This is a genomic window from Salinivibrio sp. AR640, assembly GCF_001995405.1.
GTDB classification, from domain to species: domain Bacteria; phylum Pseudomonadota; class Gammaproteobacteria; order Enterobacterales; family Vibrionaceae; genus Salinivibrio; species Salinivibrio costicola.
Genome location: NZ_MUFD01000009.1, coordinates 1 through 17423 on the forward strand (window position 1 = coordinate 1; position 17423 = coordinate 17423).

Here is a 17423-nt window from a genome sequence, read left to right on the forward strand (position 1 = left end):
GAATATATTGATGGCTTTGCTCGATATATTACAAAATTATCATCGGTGAGAGCTGGAACAAATTATCATCGAAAAGATCCTGTAAGTGTTATAAGTACTAATTGGGATATTTTGTTAGATAACTCTATTTATAACACAATTCAAGGTAACCCTACCTATGATGCTGTTGTAGATTATTGTTGTTATATCAGTTCGAAGGATGAAAGCGATACAACTGTAAAGCCAGGATTAGAAAAACTTGGTCAGGGTGGATTTAATGTTAAATTGCTAAAATTACATGGTTCTCTCAACTGGTTGCAATGTCCTCGATGCGCGAGGTTGTATGCAAGATTCTTAATAAAAGATACTATGCGAAATTTTGAAAATCCAGAATCTTGTCGCCATTGTGATAGTAACTTTGAAGAGGATGCTGAAAAGCACGTATTAATATCCAATTTGATTATGCCGACTTTTATTAAAGATTTATCTAATCCTCAGTATAGAATTATTTGGCAAAACGCAGGCATAGAATTATCAGAAGCATCAAAGTTGGTTTTTATCGGTTATTCATTACCTAGTGCAGATTTCGAATTGCGCCAGCTATTATCACGGATGACAAGAAAGAATGCAGAAATTGAAGTGGTTGATTTTTGCTCTGACCCAGAAAGGCAAGAGCAAATTAAAAAACATTGGCATAACTTCTTCGGCAAGAGAAATATTTCATATTATTTTTCTGGAGCAAAGAATTACATTGGTACTATTCAATCATAAAGTTAACAAGGCGAAGCAATTGACAAAATAAATGTCACGAATTTTGCTTCGCAAAATATAGTGCCAAATATTTTGCAACTGTTCTTAGCGTTAACTCTACTAAAAAGTTCATCATTTGAGGTTATATGAATTATATATTTCTTGATACTTGCGTATTTCTTGATATTTCAACGAAAAAGCAAGATCTTGCTTTGGTTTCAGCTTTGGAAGAGCTAGTCGAAACCGATGTGGTGAAACTGGTTGTTACAGACTTGGTTGCAGAAGAATACGAGAGAAATAAAGAAGATGTTGCAAACAAGACGGCAAGACGATTGTCTCAAGAGTTTAAACAAGTAAAAGCTGTCGTAAGTGAGTTTGCTAGCGCAAACCAAGAGCAAACGCTCGAAGTGCTAAATGACATAAATGCACGATTGCCTTTATTAACAGATGCCAATTACAGCACAATCAACAGAGTCGAAAAACTTATCCAGTCTGCGGAGCTAATTAATATTAGTGAGCGTTCAAAAGTTGCAGCGGTTCAACGTGGCTTAGATAAAAAAGCTCCATTTCATATCAGTAAAAACTCGGTTGCAGACGCTGTTATTATCGAGCAATTTTATGAGTTTTCGCTTGATGTTGATGCTACTAATAGCTGCTTCTTTATCACTCACAATCACAATGACTTTTCTGCCAAAGATCATCGAAACCCACATGAAGACTTCGACGATATTTTTAATCGTGAAAATGTCTATTATTTCAATAATCTTGCATCAGCTTTGAACATCATTGATGAGGATGTGTTGGCTGATATCGAGTTTGAGTACGATTACACTGAAGAAACTCGTGGCTTACGAGAAATTCTTGATGTAATGGACGAGTTGGTGGATAAAGTTTGGTACAACAGACACCAGAATAGGATGTGGCAGATCGAACATGGTGAAATTGAAGTTGTGCCGGAGGGTACCGAACGGTACGGAAGTGCTGTCATACATGAACATATCCTAGAGGGTGCAATTAAATCTGCGCAAAAAGTTGAAAGTAAGTATGAAGACACCGGTCCGTGGTCAGACTTTGAATGGGGTATGATCAATGGCAAATTATCAGCCTTACGTTGGGTTCTTGGCGACGAATGGGATATGTTAGACACCTAACCTAGCGTAGAGTTAACAAACCAATTAAAGGCGACCCAAATCGTCGCGCGGCTTTTGGTGATTGCCGCTTCGCGTCAGTGTATCACCAAAAAGCACCCAACAATTTGGGCGCGTGATTGGGGCGTTATACGGATTCTAATATCAAGGAGTTTCAATGAAAGTAGTGATCGGAAGTTTAAAAAGATTTTGGGAGCGTTATAAAGAAGAAAATCCTACTATTCAATTAAGTGTACCAATCGTAGGTGGCTTTGCTGCAAATATTCCCTTGAGTGAGAAAGGGAAAATAAAGCGAACAAGAATTGGCGTTAATACCCAAGATTCAAAAACTTCTTTTGTTGAATCTAAGACAGAAAAATTAATTCAATTTTATAATCAATATGAATTAGAAAAAGAGTATAAATTCAGTCGTTCACCATACGCAGAAACTGTGCCTCTTAAGAAAGGAAATAAGGGGTTTTCTTATGGGAAAGATGTCGATGAGTTAGAGGTGATTTTTATAGATGCTAAATACACACCTCCAGATTACTTGATCGAGCACTCAAAAAAGGCAGTAGATCTATTTAAAGATTTAAATAAAATTAGGTTTAATGAAAAGTCAGGTAAGTGGCAAAATGATTACTCAATTCGTGTCACTAAATTAGATCTAACTGAAAATAAGGTTTATATTCAACCCGCAAATTATTTTGACCAAATAGCTACTAACTTAACTTTAGATTGGGCTTCAGGGGTATTAGGAGAAGATGAATCATTAACGATTAGAAATAATTACGAAAAAGCTCATAATGGATTACTTCCTCCACTAATGTCATCAATACTTGCAAATACTTTGGGTGTGGCAGCTATTGTCGTTAACCCAAAGACAAAAGAAGTACTGATACCTATTAGAGGAAATGAACAAGCAATAATGGTTGAAGGTGCGGGTAAATTCCATTGTTCTGCATCCGGTGTTTTTGCATGGAATGAGTCTGAGAATATTAAGAATACACTATCATTTGATTTTTTCAGCCAAGGTATGGAGAAAGAAATAGAAAGTGAGATAGGGTTGAAACCAGAACAATATGACCTTATCCCGCTGGCTTTTACCAGAGAGCTTGTTCGAGGTGGAAAACCTCAATTATTTTTTATTGCGGAAACACTCTTAGATATTGAAACTATTAAATCTGAAATGAAAATGGCTGAAGAGAGTTGGGAGTTTATTAATATAGGTGATATTAATAAAAGCAATCCTATGTATGAATATATAGCTTCTCCTTTAAATGCACCTCAAGAAATGTTTACATATGAAGGTTGGATGGGGTTAAAAATAGCAATGGCATATTTTTATAGCACAGAGCCCCCCTTTAACGCATGTTAGCCATTACCATATAATTTGGCGTTATGCGATTGGAGAAAATTAACAATGAGAGCACCGTTTCAGGTATTGATATTTCCGTGTCAAATCGTTGATTGTAAGCCTAAATTTCTCATTGCGCGTCGAAGTGATAGTGGTATTTGGCAGGCATTCTCTGGAGGTGGAGAGGATAATGAGTCATGGCTTGAAGCTGCAAATCGTGAACTTGCTGAAGAAGCTCAATTAACAGGTTTTAACTGGCAAAAACTAGACGCGATGTGCATGCTTCCAAAAGTGTATTACAAAGGTCATGAAAGTTGGTCTAATCATTCCTATGTAGTTCCTGAATATTCTTTCTCGGTTCAAGTCTCTGATTCTCCAATATTATCGCTAGAGCATAGTGAATATCGCTGGTGCAGTTTTCAAGAAGCCAGCGAGTTATTGAAATTTGACTCAAATAGGGTAGCTTTGTGGGAGCTTAACGAAAGGCTTTAGGTCACGTTAAAAAATCGCATAATTTGGCGTTAGCTGTCTTGTGATGATGAAACTCAACTTAAAGGAAAGGATATCCGATGAGCAAAATAATTTGGGTAGCATTGATAATATTGATATTTTCAATGTCAGCGATATTTATAACTTTTCAGCATGGAGATGACGGGTACCTTGATTCATTGATCGTGTCAGTTGCTCTATCAATCCCATTATTCATAGCTTTTACTTTTTTGGTCATCATTTGTAGAACTTCGGTTAAAATAAGTCACGCAGTGATTGGAAAAATAGCAATTGGGGTATATCTTTCTATCGCGTTGCTGTACGTCTTTTGGAATGGCTTAATGCTTATTGATGTTTTACAAAAGGATGGGTTGGGTCTTACACAAGGTTATTCAGGTTTAATTTTGTGGTTTGGTAGTATTAAGGCTGCTGTAATTGGAATTTTTGCAGGAATTGTGTTTCACGTTCTCACCAAAATATATCAGAGAGTTGTTTCAACTGATTGATGTTTCATAATATATAGAGAAAACAGCTAACAAATAAGAATAAGTGTCGCGCAGCCGACACTTTATTTGGGTGTTGAACAAGCCCGTTGCTTTATTAAAAAAGCAGCTGTTGTCCAGTGCTACGCAGTGGCCGCAGATGAGCTAATAATTATAAAGTGAGGAGTAATGATCGAACAGAGAGAAATGCCTCGGTGTGCTCCGTGTTATTTTTCTACAAAGAATCGCGAAGTATTAAAAAACATATGAAAGTAGATATAAGACCAGCCAAGGATGACGAACTGGAATCTCTCCATTCTTTGGTTATTTCAAATAATGAATGGACGAAGTTTAATGGCCCTTACTGTCCTTACTCACATCCATCACTAGAACAGTTTGAGAAATCTTCATTTCAAAGATTATTGAATGGTTCAGACTTACAGGTAATCACTGTGGATGATGTACCTCTTGGGACAGTAAATTGTTACTGGGAGTGTGAAGAAACTCGCTGGCTTGAAGCTGGTATCATCATTTACGATTCTGCATATTGGGGGAAGGATGTCGCAGCACGAGCAATTCCTCTCTGGGTTTCACACTTATTTAACACTAGAGAAATTGAGCGTGTTGGTATGACAACTTGGTCGGGTAACCCTCGCATGATGTCGCTAGCATTGAAATTAGGCTTTCAACAAGAAGCTAGATTGCGAAAAGTGCGTTACTACGAGGGCAAGTACTACGATTCAGTTAAATATGGGATGCTGCGTTCAGAGTGGCTAGAACGCAACTGGCAATCAATTTAAGAGTAATTCTGGACTTGAACTGTTTTACTGGACACGGAGCAGAGGTTATCAAAAGTAGGATATTGTTTATTCTTACGTATTCAATGGATAAATCATTCACAAGAGAACACAATAAATATCCAGTATTATAAACATCCTTATGCCGAATTTATCCTTGGTTCGTATCAAGGTAAGCTTTGCTTGTGTGACTTCCGATATCGCAAGATGAGAAGTGCTGTTGATGAGCGCATTAAACGGATTCTTAACGCTGATTTTGTAGAAAAGAGCGATGATGTTTTAGTGGCTACTCAAGCTCAACTCGAGGAATATTTTTTGGGTGAGCGAAAAACTTTCGACCTTCCTTTACTTTTGGCGGGTACCGATTTTCAACGGTCGGTATGGAATGCATTAAGCAACATTCAATACGGTGACAGGGTGACGTATCAAGAGTTGGCAGTATCGATTGGTAATGAAGCCGCAGTACGTGCGGTTGGCAATGCCAACGGGGCAAATGCGTTGGCGATTATTATTCCTTGCCATAGGGTTATCGGCACCCAAGGGGAGCTTATTGGCTATGGTGGCGGTCTGTCACTGAAAAAGCGCCTTTTAGAATTAGAACAGAACTTATTCATTTAAGGATAGAAGTGGGCGCGTATGAGAGCGGAACTGAGAGCGAAAATCCTAGCGGTATGTGAGCAAAAAATCAAAGCGAAAGGTGAGAATGTCGGTGTGTCATTTTATGCGTTCTTCAAAAACAAAAATGACGATCCCGAGCAGTTGATGGAAGCTGCAACCTGGTGGATACAGACCCATCAGTTAGATCATTTTGTTAAGGCAAGAACCATCAAAGAGATGGTGGAAAATAATTTATGACGACTGCAAAAGTCATGGCCTATTTTGCCGACAAGGTGTAATTCAGGTTCACCAAGATGACAATGGATAGCGGGGCACGGGCCCAGATAGTCAGATTGGCTTAGGAACACGGATGTTAGAAATCCCGCCACGGTTGAGGTAGCATTGCCGACTTTTTCTGCGGTGAGAGGCATTTATGTATATCGGCTTTGACTATGGTACAGCCAATTGTTCGGTGGCGAAGATTGAAAACGGTCAGCCGACGCTGTTACGTCTAGAAGGGGACAGCACGTTTATTCCTTCCTCCCTTGCCGCACCTACGCGCGAATCAGTGTCTGAGTATTTGTTTCGTCATCGGGGCATCAAGCCGCTAGATGCGATTGGCGAGCAGATGTTGCGCCGCGCCATTCATGTAAACCGAGAGGAAAGCATTGAACTTGAGGCGGAGGACATGGCGTTTGGTCAAGCGGCGCTCGACCGCTATCTCGATGATCCGCGCGATATGTACTACGTGAAATCGCCTAAATCTTTCCTTGGTGCGTCAGGTTTGCGTGATGCTCAGCTTCGCTTTTTTGAAGACCTCGTATGCGCAATGATGGATAACATCAAAACGCAAGCCGAACACCAAACTCAACAGAGTATTCATGATACGGTGATCGGTCGGCCGATCAACTTTCAAGGCCGTGGAGGCGAGACGGCAAACCGCCAAGCCGAGGGTATTTTGCTCAATGCGGCTAAGCGGGCGGGCTTTAAACAGGTTGAATTTCAGTTTGAGCCAGTCGCTGCCGGCCTGGACTATGAAGCGACACTGAGCGAAGACCAAATCGTTCTTGTGGTCGATATCGGTGGGGGCACCACAGACTGTTCATTGATTGAGATGGGGCCATCATGGCGCGGTAGTAGCGATCGTAGTGCAAGTTTGTTAGCGCACAAAGGTCAGCGTATTGGCGGCAATGACCTAGATATTGCGTTGGCATTCAAACAAATGATGTTCCCGTTTGGGATGGGCAGTAAGATGGAATCTGGCATTGAGATGCCGATTACGCAGTTTTCCAACCCCATCGCGATTAACAACGTACAAGCGCAAAACGATTTCTATGCGTTTGAAAACTTGGCGGTGCTCAAAGGGCTGCACAAGCAAGCGCAAGAGCCACATAAACTGGCCCGTTTGCTTGAGGTATATCACGAGTCGTTGGGTCACAACATTGTCCGTCGTGCGGAAGAGGCAAAGATTGCGTTGTCGGATCAAGCGGCTTATCGAGCGGGCATTCAACTGTTCTCCGAGCGCGTGGACGTTGATGTAACGCGCGATAACATGATTGATGCGATTGAGGCGCCCAAACGTAAGATGATCGCCTTAGTGCACGATGTGGTCGCGCAGGCCGATGTAAAGCCTGACGTGATTTTTATGACAGGTGGCTCGGCGCGCTCGCCCTTCTTACGGGAGGCTGTACAAGCAGAGCTGCCGAACATTCCTGTAGTGAGTGGCGACTACTTTGGCTCAGTCACCGCGGGCTTAGCGCGTTGGGCGGAAGTCTGCTTTAAGTAACCGTCGCTTGACGAACTGGGTTTGACGCTTACTTGTAATACCTTGCGAAAGAAAAAAAGTTGTCAATAATAGGAACCCTACTTAGCGAAAACTTCCGTATTTTGATTAGAAATCATGCACCAAGGTGGGGGTGTTGGCGCGAAATAGCTTGGTTAGGGCAGATTTATATCGCCAACCCAGAGCCAGTAGCCGTTTCGCTAAGCTTTGATTTTGAATGGTGGCGACTTCAATGCCGCGATAGTGATGCGGATGCGCTTGAATGTAGTCGATAAACGCCGTCAGCACCCCTTGGCCGCGAACGCCGGGAGCAAATTGTAGCGAAACAATCGATAATCGCTGACTACCGATCGGACAGTGAACCAGACAATAGCCGAGTGGGTGCTTGATCGCGGTGGAGAGCTCTGGAAAAGCGCGCATCTGGTGACGTTGGGCCAATTGGTCATAGCCGAGGCATAGGTGGTCAAGCAATTGCCGAGCGTTATCATCCATCGAAGTGTCTCTGAAGAGGTCGAAACGTAGCCACCATATTAAGGACTTTATTTTTTCGAAAAACAGAAAAGCGTGAGCCACGTATTTACCCCTTTTGGGGCACAATAATTGCGCAAAAGCCGCGATTTCTACGCCAGACAACCAGCTAGTTTTTAAAACTGTGCGCGAGCTCATGCCGCACCATTGGTCGTTAGTGAATAACGAGTTTTTATAAATTTATCAATCATGTACATTATGTGCTGATTTTTTAACACGGACGTTTAACGATTACGACAATCAACAAGATTATTTCTGCGGTGGCGATGTATAAAGGATTGCACCGCAATATTTACTACGTTGCACTGGCCCGCATGATCCTCGGGATGGGCAACTTTATTATTCCTTTCCTCGTGCTTTTGTTTACCGATAAGCTCGGCTACTCCGCGTCGCTGGCGGGTACATTGGCGATGAGTATTACTGGCTTGTACCTGCTGGGGAGTTTTATTGGTGGCAAGCTTTCTGACTGGATAGGCCATAAAAACACTATGGTGGCGGGGGAAGGTGTCGGCGCTATCTTGCTGCTGGTGTGCGGGTTTGCACCCGATGCCCCGGTGATGGTGCCGGCGTTATTATTCGCCGCGTACTTTTTTATTGGTGTGGCGTTGCCGGCCAGTAATGCATTGGTGGCCGATTTATCTCACGCAGGCAATCGCGATGCGGTGATGTCGCTTAGTTACCTTGCCTATAACTTGGGTTCAGCGATTGGCCCCATCTTAGCGGGCTATTTGTTTTGGCAGCACACTGAGTGGATTTTCTTTGGTAACGGGCTTGCCGTCTTGGTGGGTATTCTTGTGGTTGCCTTTTTGGTCAATGTGACCGAGCAAGCCGTCCCCGAGTCTGAGTCTGACCTTGAGCGCGCGGTAGAAGGCAGTGTGTGGTCGGTGCTTAAATCACGTCCTTATCTCATTGTGTTCACTTTGTTTTGTGGCATGCTTTGGTTTGCATTGAATCAAATGACGATGGCTAGCCCGCTTTATCTGAGTCATTTATTTGGCCAAGAAGGGCCCGTGCGTTTTGGTCAACTGATGACGTATGCGTGCGTGTTGGTGGTGATCATAACGCCACTATTGCTCCGCGCGACGTCTGGACATACTGAGACGATAGGGTTGGCCTATGCAGGGCTTTTGTTTGTGTTGGGTTATGGTCTTGTGATGTTGGCACCTACGATTCCCGTTCACTTTTTAGCGTGGTTCTTCCTTTCCGCTGGCGAGGTGTTGGTCCTGACCAAAGAAGGCGTGTATCTTGCCAACAACTCACCGGCGAGTCATCGCGGTCGTATTCAAGGGGTATTGATCACGTTGCGTAGCTTATTGCTGATGCCAAGCTTTGTATTGATTGGCTATGTCATCGACACGTTCGGTTATTCGGTGACTTGGTCGCTTGTTATCGCTATGGCTATGTGTGCCAGCATTGGTATGTTTTTATTGTCGATGCGCAAGAAAACACGCCTCGCAGCGACGTCCTCATAAGATTGATGGCTTTGTGACCAAGGCGGAGTCATCATCCATGCGGTTAAGGTAGGTTAAAAGGTATACCATCAATACACCTGTGTGGAGGTGAATATGGCCTACTTAACCTTAACCCCAGCATCCTTGGATGATGCGCATATCTGCTGCGCGTTCTCGGATAAAAAGTGCCAGGCCAGCTATCAGGCGAAAAAGCAATGGCTAAAGCAGGAGTATCAGCATGGATATCGTTTTCGCCGTTTAGATGAACGCGCTAAAGTCTTTATCGAATATGGCCCAGCAGAGACAGCTTGGCAGCCCATACAAGCGGATGGTTATCTGGCATTGGGTTGCTTTTGGGTCTCTGGGAAATACAAAGGACATGGACACGGCAAGCAACTGTTAGCTGACGCCATTGAAGCGGCTAAACAGCAAAATAAGCAAGGCCTAGTCGCCGTGGTCGGTAAAAAGAAATACCACTTTATGAGCGATACAAAATGGTTAAAAGGCCAAGGCTTCAACGTGGCGGATGAGGCCCCTAATGGCTTTGTGCTGTTGTATTATCCGCTGAATGATGCAGCTGAAATACCGCAATTTCGGACATCGGTCCATACCGCCAATGTATCAACCGAAGGGTGTGTGGTGTATTACTCCCATCGTTGTCCTTATGCGGAATACCATGTGCTGAATTCGCTACAGCAGAGCTGTGCGCAGCGTGGCATCCCGCTTGAAGTGCATCATTTAGAGACATTGAGCCAAGCACAAGCATGTCCTTCACCGGCCACCATTTTCAGTTTGTATTATCAGGGGGAGTTTATCACCACCGATATCAGTGCCTGTATGGAGAGCCGCTTTGATAAGTTTATTCCTCCTCACCCTTAACCTGTGAAATAGATAGCCCGTATGTTAGAAATCATTACCGCGCCAGATCCAAGGCTGGCCATAAAAGCAGAGCCAGTCACGGATATTACCGCCGTACAGACGTTGATTGATGATATGCTTGAGACGTTGTATGCCACTGACAACGGTATTGGATTGGCTGCCACGCAAGTGGGTCGTAAAGAGGCGATTGTCGTCATCGACATTTCTGAACGCCGGGATGACCCTTTAGTGCTCATTAATCCGGTGGTTGTATCTGGCGTTGACAAAGCCATGGGGCAGGAGGGTTGTTTATCCGTGCCCGGCTATTATGCAGATGTCGAGCGATACTCGTCTGTTGTGGTGTCGGCCCTTGATCGCAATGGTCAATCGATCACGATAGAGCGCGATGATTTTCTTGCCATTGTTATGCAGCATGAAATCGACCACTTATCTGGAAACCTTTTTATCGATTATCTCTCGCCATTAAAACGACAAATGGCCTTAAAAAAGGTGAAGAAGTACTTAAAACAGAGCGCTTAGTAGAATCTTAAACTTACATGGATGTAAGAACAAACGATGAATATTGGTATTTATGTGTATGAGCACGCAGAGGTGCTTGATTTTGCTGGCCCCTTTGAGGTGTTTAGCACCGCAAAACGTTTGGGCGCGGACAGTTGGCAGGTTGGACTGATTGCTGAACAAGACTCACCTTTGCTCGCGCGCGGCGGTTTGCGTATCGTGCCGGATTATCATCTCGCCAACCATCCCACACTGGATGTGCTGCTGGTTGTCGGCGGCGTTCACCATGAGCAAGTCACCAACCCGTCGGTGATCGATTGGGTGAAGCAACAAGATGCGATCACTCAATGTACGGCCTCTGTCTGTACGGGGGCGTTCATACTGGCAGAGGCTGGGTTACTCGATGGTCGAAAAGTGATCACACATTGGGAAGATATGGACGACCTCAGCCGTGCTTATCCGCCATTAAGCGTGGTATCAGAAAAGCGCTGGGTGAGAGATGGAAAATATCTTACCTCCGCGGGCATATCTGCGGGTATTGATATGAGTTTGCAGCTGGTGGATGATCTGCACAGTGAAGCTCTCGCTTTGCGCGTTGCCAAGCAAATGGATTACCACTGGCAGCGAAACGCGTAATATGCTGTGAGGTTAGGTCGTTAAGCGCGATATCAATCAATGTATGCGCTGATAAAATAGGAATTGAACATGTTCCCAGCAACATGGCGGTCTGAACGCCTATGTTTTAGTGCGTTTGAGTACAGTGATGCAAAGCGCGTTAAAGCACTGTTTGAGCAAAATCAGCATCTGCAATATCAAGATCCCACGTTTAAGCCTTGGTCGTTATCCACCTATCAATCATTGATTGCCGACAGTGCGGAGAAAAAGGCGCCTGATGTGGAAGACGCCTTTTATCTTCGTCGCATTCAAACCCATGACGGTAAAGATATCGGCTACTTACAAATCTCGCTCAATGCGCCGGATGCACAGAGTGTTTGGCTGCCCATGCTCACTATTTCTCCAAGATATCAAAAGCATGGCTATGGCAGCGAAGCGGTTGCGAGCGTGATTGAAACCGTGCAAGATTATGGGGACTATCGACGTATGGGTGTGAATGTTTACGCCGAAAACATTCGCGCGTTTCGATTCTGGTATCAGCAAGGGTTTTGTCGTATTACCCATTTTGAACCCGAGCAAGATGAAGGACGAGACTACCACTGTTTGGTGCTCTATCGCGATTTAGACGTGAGGACACCATTACGATAGTAAACAAGGAAAGTGACTGAGTCATATAGGAAAGGAAAATGATAAAAACACCGAAAAAACGTCTGTTACTGACGCGTGTCGCACTGAGTGTTGTACTCGGTATGGGGCTCAGCGTTTCCTCAACCACGGTTCAGGCGACTGACGCTGCACAGGTTCAGGAGCAGCGAGCGTCTGGGCTGCATCTGCAAGATTTTGATCGTTCGGTTCGTCCACAAGATGACTTGTTCCGTCACGTGAACGGTACTTGGTACGACCAAACCCAAATCCCCAGTGATATGTCCAGCTATGGTGCGTTCCGTATCTTAGCCGAAGAGAATGAAAAGCGTCTGAAAGGCATCATTGATGAGCTGGTGGCGCGTGATGATCTCAAGCCTGGCTCCAACGAGCAAAAGCTGCGTGATTTTTATCTTAGCTATATGGACCAAGATAAAATTGATGCCCTAGGGGTCACGCCAATCAAACCTGAGCTTGATCGTATTGCGGCGATTTCCTCGAAGCCTGCGTTGATTTATGCGATGGCCGATTTGCGACAAGTTGGGGTTGGGATCCCGTTTAGTTTTTATGCGTGGGCCGATGCGAAAAATCCTGACTATAACGCCCTGTATCTGAGCCAAAGTGGTTTGGGCCTGCCCGATAGAGACTATTATTTCCGAGACACCGAGGACGCTGAGCGTATCCGCACCGCGTATAAAAGTTATCTCGAAGATATGCTGCGCTTAGCGGGCTACGATCAGGCCACGCAACGCGCGGATCGGATTTATCAGCTGGAAAAAACACTGGCAGAACACCATTGGACACGCGCTAAACGCCGTGACGCGCAAGCAACCTATAACAAAATGCCCATTGAGGCGCTCAACCAGTTGATGGGCGGGTTTGATTATGCACGCTTTGCCAAACGCGCGGGTATCGACAAAGCCGATGAGGTTGTGGTGCGTATGCCGTCTTATTTTGAGGCGCTAGGGCAGGTGTTTGAGCAAACCAGTCTGCAAGCGTGGCAAGATTATCTAACCATCCGTACGCTCAATGCGTTTGCACCGCGTCTAAATCATGAGTTGGTTGAACGTCAATTTGCGTTCTATTCCAAAACCCTTAACGGTATTCCTGAGCAGCGTGACCGCTGGAAGCGCGGCGTGCAAGCCACCGAAGGGGTATTGGGTGAAGCGCTTGGCCAAGAATATGTCGCCCGCTACTTCCCTCCGCAAGCCAAAGCACGTATGGAAACCATGATTGATAACCTGCGTGCCGCGTTTAAAGACTCGATTGAATCATTAGCGTGGATGAGCGATGAAACCAAAGCGAAAGCATTGGATAAGCTGAGTAAATTCACGCCTAAAATCGGCTATCCAGAGCAATGGGAAGATTACAGCGCGCTGACCATCAACGCCGATGACTTGATTGGTAACAGCAAACGTGCCGCACGCTGGGGCTATCAAGATATGCTGTCGCGGATTGGTGCGCCGGTTGATCGCAAAGAGTGGGGCATGACCCCGCAAACGGTCAACGCTTATTACAGCCCAACTGCCAACGAGATTGTGTTCCCCGCCGGGATCTTACAACCACCATTTTTTGATATGAATGCGGATGACGCCGTGAACTATGGCGGTATCGGTGCAGTGATTGGTCATGAAATGGGACACGGTTTTGATGATCAGGGCTCGCGTTATGATGGCGATGGCAACCTATCCAATTGGTGGACGGATGAGGACCGGGCGCGCTTCGATGCACGCACCCAAAAGCTGGCCGAGCAATTTAGCCAGTTTGAGCCATTGCCGGACTTGTTCATTGACGGCAAAGTGTCTTTGGGTGAGAACATTGGTGATTTAGTCGGCTTGACCACCGCCTTCCGCGCCTATCAAAAATCGTTGCAGGGTGAATCGTCTCCAGTGATGGACGGGTATACCGGCGAGCAGCGATTCTTCCTCAGCTGGGGGCAGATTTGGAAAATGAAGATGCGTGAAGATGCCCTGCGTGAGCGCGTGTCGCTGGGTCCGCATGCGCCACCGCAATATCGCGTGCTCGGTGCGCCGCGCAATGTCCCTGCATTCTATGAAGCCTTTGATATTAAGGAAGGTGATGGCATGTATTTACCCGAAGATCAGCGGGTGAATATCTGGTAATCTCTGATGCCGCCGCAAGGGCGGCATTTTTTGCGATAGATGTTGGTACTGTCCGTCGCGCGAACCGATGCAAGGAGGCTCCAAGTGCTAAGCACGCCAAGGACGAGACTGGTTTTACTTCCCCCAGAAAAAGCCGACATGATGGCGCAGTTTTATCAACGAAATCGTGCTCACCTTTCCCCATGGGAGCCCATACGTCCTGCCGCATTTTATCGCGAAGACTATTGGCATAGCGCGCTGCAAGAAGCGAACGATTTGTTTCAACAGCAACAAGCCTTCAAGTTTGTGATTTTGCATCATGAACGGGACGATGTGATAGGGGTGTGCAATTTTACTAATGTCATTCACGGCGCCTTTAAAGCGTGCCTGTTAGGTTATGCCGCTGACAAGCATTATCAAGGGCAGGGCTACATGCACGAAGCCATCCAAGCAAGCATCCGTTTTGTATTTGATCAGGTTGGGTTGCACCGTGTGATGGCCAACTATATTCCGGACAACACGCGCAGTGAGCGGCTACTTACCAAGCTGGGGTTTGAGCGCGAAGGCTATGCTCGCCGTTACCTAAAAATCAATGGCCGCTGGCAAGATCATGTCCTCACCGCCAAACTCAATCCTGCAATGGAAGAGTGAGTCGTGGAATCGCCAGTCGGACATTCCGTTTTATCCATTTAACTGTCAGGAGAAAAAATGAGCAAGTTTACCGAGTACAAAGTCGTTCATATTGTTGAAGGTGGTTGCGGCACCTTATTGCTGGGCTCAAGTGGCTTGCCGTTGCAACGCCTCGAAGCCGAACTCAATCAATACGCGCAAGATGGCTGGCAGGTTGTTTTTCAAGTCATTGAAAAGAAAAGATACATGCTGTTTTGGCAGCGTGAGGCAGTGATTGTCACCCTAGGTCGCTAATGCTCAAGTATTTGTCGCTTACGTTGATCCATCGTTACCAAGCTAAAGGTGGATCAAAGAAACGGTTCAATATTGCGTGTAATTTCGAGCCGAGCTGCTCGGAGTACACGCGCCAAGCGATCGAAAAGTACGGCGCACTTCGCGGCTGGCAACTCGGCTTAGCGCGCATTCGTCGTTGTAATGATCCCGATGCAGTAGAAATAATTCACGATGAGGTGCCTTAGATGCGGATAACGCAACCATGGCAAGAGCTGGAAACACAGGAAGCCTTGCTGCGTGATCAAGTGAATGGCTTAACCCCAAGCCAGAAAAAACGCTATTTTGCCGAGCAAACCAGACAACTGAAAGATCCAGACACCTATGCGGTACTCAATTGGGCTTTCTTAGGCGGATTCCATCATCTTTACTTGCGAAAGTACCGGTTGTTTATCGTAGAATGTACGTTATTGGTAATCGCCATTATTGGCTTAGTGATGAGCCAGCCATATTTCGCTTTGATTTTGGTTGGTTTAGTGCTATTTGAATTACCACAGCTTTTTTTGGCCCAGAAAATTGCCAGGCAGTACAACTACCATGTATCACGCTCAATTTATGAACACGTCCGCCACGGTGATTAATCCATGAAGCGCCGTCGGATCCGTAAACGCCACCAGCATCAATTCTTTTTATGTCAGAAGACATATCGTCGCGCCTTAATTGATTTAATTGAAGCAGATCCTATGAGGATGCGAGCATTACGATGTGTTCAGTCTCTCAATTTACCTCAGTGCTATATCGCCGCCGGGTTTGTGAGAAACCTTGTCTGGGATGCGATGCATAAATATCCGCCAAGTGCGCTGAATGATATCGATGTGATCTACTATGATCCGAGCGATACCAGTCGTGAGCGTGAGCAATATCTTCAAGGGTTACTACAAAAAACCATGCCAGAGATTACCTGGCAAGTCCGTAACCAAGCACGGATGCACGAAAAGCACCAAGACCCCGCGTATGCTGGCACCCTGGACGCCATGCGATTTTGGCCTGAAAAAGAAACGGCCATTGCGGTCCGTCTCGATATGAATCAGCGCTGTGAGATCATTGCCGCGTTTGGGGTTCAGTCGCTGTTCGAGTTGAAGCTGAGCCATAACCCGGCAAGGCCATGGGCGGTTTTTCAGCAGCGTATTGAAGAAAAACAATGGTTAACCCATTGGCCTAAACTGACCGTGACCACTCAGTGCTCAGTCGCTGCCAAGCCGATTGATGAAGAGTAAAGCCAAATAGAGTGCGCCTTGGCACAGATTGGCGAAAACACAAAGGGCATACTATCCCAATCTTCTGATTGGTAAGTAAATGGACGACAATGAAATACCGCATGGACGCAAGCCCGAGTGATGACGATATTACCGCTATCCGTCAGGGGCTAAAACAAAGCAACGCCCCCTTCTTGGCAGGTCTCCCTGAGGGCACGCTTGCCGGCTACGCCTATAATGACAATGATGAGCGCATCGGTGGCATTGTTGCCAATACCTGGGGCCAATGGCTATTGATTAAATACCTTTGGGTCGATGATGCTTTTCGCCACCGTCATGTCGGCAGCCATCTATTAGATAATCTGGAAGAATATGCCAAGGACATAGGCTGTAAAATGGCGTTTGTCGATACCTTCAGCTTTCAAGCCAAGCCCTTCTATGAAAAGCAGGGTTATCAGTGCCAAATGACATTGGCGGACTATCCTGTTGATCATGCACTGCACTTTATGACCAAAGTGCTTAACGAAGCTTAACGAAGCTTAACGAAGCTTAACGAAGCTTAACGGCCACGTTTGTCTTGTTCGTTATGTCAGTAGTAGAGAAATAATAGCTGATTCAATGAAGCAGGCCTAGTAAGTGCCCACTACAGGTGATTTCTACGCTCGCAAGGCTAAGTACGAAAACTTTATACGCATGCTTTACCTCGCAACAAACCACCGTTTCAAAAGGTGATCAACGGAAACGCGCCCTGGCCCATGCGCAATTAAAAAAAGCAAAACGGCCGCCCATACACCATGTGTCGCGTACGCATCTGGGTAGACAAATACCTGTATAACCGCTGTCATTCCAAGTAACGCCAATGCAGAAAACCGCGTAGCAAACCCCATTAAAATAAGCAGTGGAAATAAATGCTCGGCAAAAGCGGCCATGGGGGCGGCGATCTCCGGTGGAATGAGTGGCAATTGATATTCATAGCGGAATAGAGCAAGCAATGAATCAGAATAACGCGGCCACCCTAATTCAAACTCACCAGCAATAAGGTCAATCGACAGTCCTTCTATTTTCGTTTGGCCTGATTTCCAAAAAATAGCCGCAATAGAAAAACGCGCGAGTAACGCGATGAGTGTATTGGGTATGCATGTAAATAAGGTGATGGATGATTGAATCCATCTAACAAGGGTTACTAACATA

The 17423-nt window shown here is 45.4% G+C and carries 23 protein-coding genes and 1 pseudogene; 22 read left to right on the top strand and 2 right to left on the bottom strand.

Features of this window, described 5'->3' with window-relative positions; genetic code table 11:
• The 9 genes from BZG75_RS06435 to yegD all read left to right on the top strand — a co-directional run.
• The coding region (locus BZG75_RS06435) for a hypothetical protein (RefSeq protein ID WP_077576554.1) at window positions 1–750 on the top strand (750 nt) is incomplete at its 5' end.
• Between the two features lie 125 nt (window positions 751–875).
• On the top strand, window positions 876–1880 hold the full coding sequence (locus tag BZG75_RS06440; RefSeq protein ID WP_077576498.1) for a PIN domain-containing protein: 1005 nt from the start codon (window positions 876–878) through the stop codon (window positions 1878–1880).
• Between the two features lie 154 nt (window positions 1881–2034).
• Entirely contained in the window at window positions 2035–3234 is a 1200-nt protein-coding gene (locus BZG75_RS06445) for a hypothetical protein (RefSeq protein ID WP_077576499.1), read from the top strand.
• 45 nt (window positions 3235–3279) lie between these two features.
• Window positions 3280–3705 (top strand): NUDIX hydrolase, encoded by a 426-nt coding sequence (locus BZG75_RS06450; RefSeq protein ID WP_077576500.1) that lies wholly within the window; start codon window positions 3280–3282, stop codon window positions 3703–3705.
• Window positions 3706–3782: 77 nt separating this feature from the next.
• Entirely contained in the window at window positions 3783–4208 is a 426-nt protein-coding gene (locus BZG75_RS06455) for a hypothetical protein (protein WP_077576501.1), read from the top strand.
• 242 nt (window positions 4209–4450) lie between these two features.
• The gene (locus BZG75_RS06460; protein WP_077576502.1) at window positions 4451–4984 is read left to right on the top strand and encodes a GNAT family N-acetyltransferase; all 534 of its coding nucleotides are present in this window, start codon (window positions 4451–4453) and stop codon (window positions 4982–4984) included.
• A 204-nt stretch (window positions 4985–5188) separates the two neighbouring features.
• Window positions 5189–5599, top strand: coding sequence for a methylated-DNA--[protein]-cysteine S-methyltransferase (locus BZG75_RS06465; RefSeq protein WP_242413582.1), 411 nt, complete (start codon window positions 5189–5191; stop codon window positions 5597–5599).
• A gap of 18 nt (window positions 5600–5617) precedes the next feature.
• Complete coding sequence (locus tag BZG75_RS06470; RefSeq protein WP_077576504.1) at window positions 5618–5836, top strand: DUF6500 family protein; 219 nt, start codon at window positions 5618–5620, stop codon at window positions 5834–5836.
• A 175-nt stretch (window positions 5837–6011) separates the two neighbouring features.
• A complete protein-coding gene (gene yegD, locus BZG75_RS06475) occupies window positions 6012–7364 on the top strand; it encodes a molecular chaperone (RefSeq protein ID WP_077576505.1) in 1353 nt (450 codons plus the stop codon).
• A gap of 105 nt (window positions 7365–7469) precedes the next feature.
• On the opposite strand, the gene BZG75_RS06480 is transcribed toward yegD, so the two are convergent.
• Window positions 7470–7853: a hypothetical protein gene (locus BZG75_RS06480; RefSeq protein ID WP_077576506.1), complete on the bottom strand. Its 384-nt coding sequence runs from the start codon at window positions 7851–7853 to the stop codon at window positions 7470–7472.
• Between the two features lie 115 nt (window positions 7854–7968).
• Between BZG75_RS06480 and BZG75_RS15540 the strand changes: the two are divergent.
• The 13 genes and pseudogenes from BZG75_RS15540 to BZG75_RS06545 all read left to right on the top strand — a co-directional run.
• Window positions 7969–8067, top strand: a pseudogene (locus tag BZG75_RS15540) (cytidine deaminase); the annotation flags it as partial.
• An 88-nt stretch (window positions 8068–8155) separates the two neighbouring features.
• Entirely contained in the window at window positions 8156–9361 is a 1206-nt protein-coding gene (locus BZG75_RS06490; RefSeq protein WP_077576507.1) for an MFS transporter, read from the top strand.
• A 93-nt stretch (window positions 9362–9454) separates the two neighbouring features.
• Window positions 9455–10219, top strand: a complete 765-nt coding sequence (locus BZG75_RS06495) for an N-acetyltransferase (protein WP_077576508.1) — start codon at window positions 9455–9457, stop codon at window positions 10217–10219.
• Between the two features lie 21 nt (window positions 10220–10240).
• A complete protein-coding gene (gene def, locus BZG75_RS06500; RefSeq protein ID WP_077576509.1) occupies window positions 10241–10738 on the top strand; it encodes a peptide deformylase in 498 nt (165 codons plus the stop codon).
• 36 nt (window positions 10739–10774) lie between these two features.
• Window positions 10775–11353, top strand: a complete 579-nt coding sequence (locus tag BZG75_RS06505) for a DJ-1/PfpI family protein (RefSeq protein WP_077576510.1) — start codon at window positions 10775–10777, stop codon at window positions 11351–11353.
• A gap of 69 nt (window positions 11354–11422) precedes the next feature.
• On the top strand, window positions 11423–11980 hold the full coding sequence (locus BZG75_RS06510) for a GNAT family N-acetyltransferase (RefSeq protein WP_077576511.1): 558 nt from the start codon (window positions 11423–11425) through the stop codon (window positions 11978–11980).
• Between the two features lie 38 nt (window positions 11981–12018).
• Window positions 12019–14097: a M13 family metallopeptidase gene (locus tag BZG75_RS06515; RefSeq protein WP_077576512.1), complete on the top strand. Its 2079-nt coding sequence runs from the start codon at window positions 12019–12021 to the stop codon at window positions 14095–14097.
• An 84-nt stretch (window positions 14098–14181) separates the two neighbouring features.
• Window positions 14182–14727 carry a ribosomal protein S5-alanine N-acetyltransferase gene (gene rimJ / locus BZG75_RS06520; protein ID WP_242413583.1) on the top strand — a complete coding sequence of 182 codons (546 nt, stop codon included), beginning with the start codon at window positions 14182–14184 and terminating at the stop codon, window positions 14725–14727.
• 57 nt (window positions 14728–14784) lie between these two features.
• Window positions 14785–15000, top strand: coding sequence for a DUF4177 domain-containing protein (locus tag BZG75_RS06525; protein ID WP_021022754.1), 216 nt, complete (start codon window positions 14785–14787; stop codon window positions 14998–15000).
• The gene (gene yidD, locus BZG75_RS06530; protein ID WP_077461263.1) at window positions 15000–15224 is read left to right on the top strand and encodes a membrane protein insertion efficiency factor YidD; all 225 of its coding nucleotides are present in this window, start codon (window positions 15000–15002) and stop codon (window positions 15222–15224) included. The genes BZG75_RS06525 and yidD overlap by 1 nt, the downstream gene beginning before the upstream one ends.
• Window positions 15225–15617 (top strand): hypothetical protein, encoded by a 393-nt coding sequence (locus BZG75_RS06535; protein ID WP_077461264.1) that lies wholly within the window; start codon window positions 15225–15227, stop codon window positions 15615–15617.
• A gap of 102 nt (window positions 15618–15719) precedes the next feature.
• The gene (locus BZG75_RS06540) at window positions 15720–16253 is read left to right on the top strand and encodes a nucleotidyltransferase family protein (RefSeq protein WP_242413584.1); all 534 of its coding nucleotides are present in this window, start codon (window positions 15720–15722) and stop codon (window positions 16251–16253) included.
• A gap of 89 nt (window positions 16254–16342) precedes the next feature.
• On the top strand, window positions 16343–16765 hold the full coding sequence (locus BZG75_RS06545) for a GNAT family N-acetyltransferase (RefSeq protein WP_077576515.1): 423 nt from the start codon (window positions 16343–16345) through the stop codon (window positions 16763–16765).
• A gap of 165 nt (window positions 16766–16930) precedes the next feature.
• Here BZG75_RS06545 and BZG75_RS06550 read toward each other — a convergent pair whose 3' ends face one another.
• A complete protein-coding gene (locus BZG75_RS06550; RefSeq protein ID WP_077576516.1) occupies window positions 16931–17422 on the bottom strand; it encodes a DoxX family protein in 492 nt (163 codons plus the stop codon).
• Window position 17423: the final 1 nt, after the last annotated feature.

Bases quoted from the DNA above. Each gene is read 5' to 3' on its own strand.
- BZG75_RS06510 (WP_077576511.1), top strand. From the start codon at position 11,423: ATGTTCCCAGCAACATGGCGGTCTGAACGCCTATGTTTTAGTGCGTTT.
- BZG75_RS06460 (WP_077576502.1), top strand. From the start codon at position 4,451: ATGAAAGTAGATATAAGACCAGCCAAGGATGACGAACTGGAATCTCTC.
- BZG75_RS06445 (WP_077576499.1), top strand. From the start codon at position 2,035: ATGAAAGTAGTGATCGGAAGTTTAAAAAGATTTTGGGAGCGTTATAAA.
- def (WP_077576509.1), top strand. From the start codon at position 10,241: ATGTTAGAAATCATTACCGCGCCAGATCCAAGGCTGGCCATAAAAGCA.
- BZG75_RS06465 (WP_242413582.1), top strand. From the start codon at position 5,189: ATGAGAAGTGCTGTTGATGAGCGCATTAAACGGATTCTTAACGCTGAT.
- BZG75_RS06480 (WP_077576506.1), bottom strand. From the start codon at position 7,853: ATGGATGATAACGCTCGGCAATTGCTTGACCACCTATGCCTCGGCTAT.
- BZG75_RS06505 (WP_077576510.1), top strand. From the start codon at position 10,775: ATGAATATTGGTATTTATGTGTATGAGCACGCAGAGGTGCTTGATTTT.
- yidD (WP_077461263.1), top strand. From the start codon at position 15,000: ATGCTCAAGTATTTGTCGCTTACGTTGATCCATCGTTACCAAGCTAAA.
- BZG75_RS06495 (WP_077576508.1), top strand. From the start codon at position 9,455: ATGGCCTACTTAACCTTAACCCCAGCATCCTTGGATGATGCGCATATC.
- yegD (WP_077576505.1), top strand. From the start codon at position 6,012: ATGTATATCGGCTTTGACTATGGTACAGCCAATTGTTCGGTGGCGAAG.
- BZG75_RS06540 (WP_242413584.1), top strand. From the start codon at position 15,720: ATGAGGATGCGAGCATTACGATGTGTTCAGTCTCTCAATTTACCTCAG.
- BZG75_RS06550 (WP_077576516.1), bottom strand. From the start codon at position 17,422: ATGTTAGTAACCCTTGTTAGATGGATTCAATCATCCATCACCTTATTT.
- BZG75_RS06440 (WP_077576498.1), top strand. From the start codon at position 876: ATGAATTATATATTTCTTGATACTTGCGTATTTCTTGATATTTCAACG.
- BZG75_RS06455 (WP_077576501.1), top strand. From the start codon at position 3,783: ATGAGCAAAATAATTTGGGTAGCATTGATAATATTGATATTTTCAATG.
- BZG75_RS06490 (WP_077576507.1), top strand. From the start codon at position 8,156: ATGTATAAAGGATTGCACCGCAATATTTACTACGTTGCACTGGCCCGC.
- BZG75_RS06545 (WP_077576515.1), top strand. From the start codon at position 16,343: ATGAAATACCGCATGGACGCAAGCCCGAGTGATGACGATATTACCGCT.
- BZG75_RS06450 (WP_077576500.1), top strand. From the start codon at position 3,280: ATGAGAGCACCGTTTCAGGTATTGATATTTCCGTGTCAAATCGTTGAT.
- BZG75_RS06525 (WP_021022754.1), top strand. From the start codon at position 14,785: ATGAGCAAGTTTACCGAGTACAAAGTCGTTCATATTGTTGAAGGTGGT.
- BZG75_RS06515 (WP_077576512.1), top strand. From the start codon at position 12,019: ATGATAAAAACACCGAAAAAACGTCTGTTACTGACGCGTGTCGCACTG.
- BZG75_RS06470 (WP_077576504.1), top strand. From the start codon at position 5,618: ATGAGAGCGGAACTGAGAGCGAAAATCCTAGCGGTATGTGAGCAAAAA.
- BZG75_RS06535 (WP_077461264.1), top strand. From the start codon at position 15,225: ATGCGGATAACGCAACCATGGCAAGAGCTGGAAACACAGGAAGCCTTG.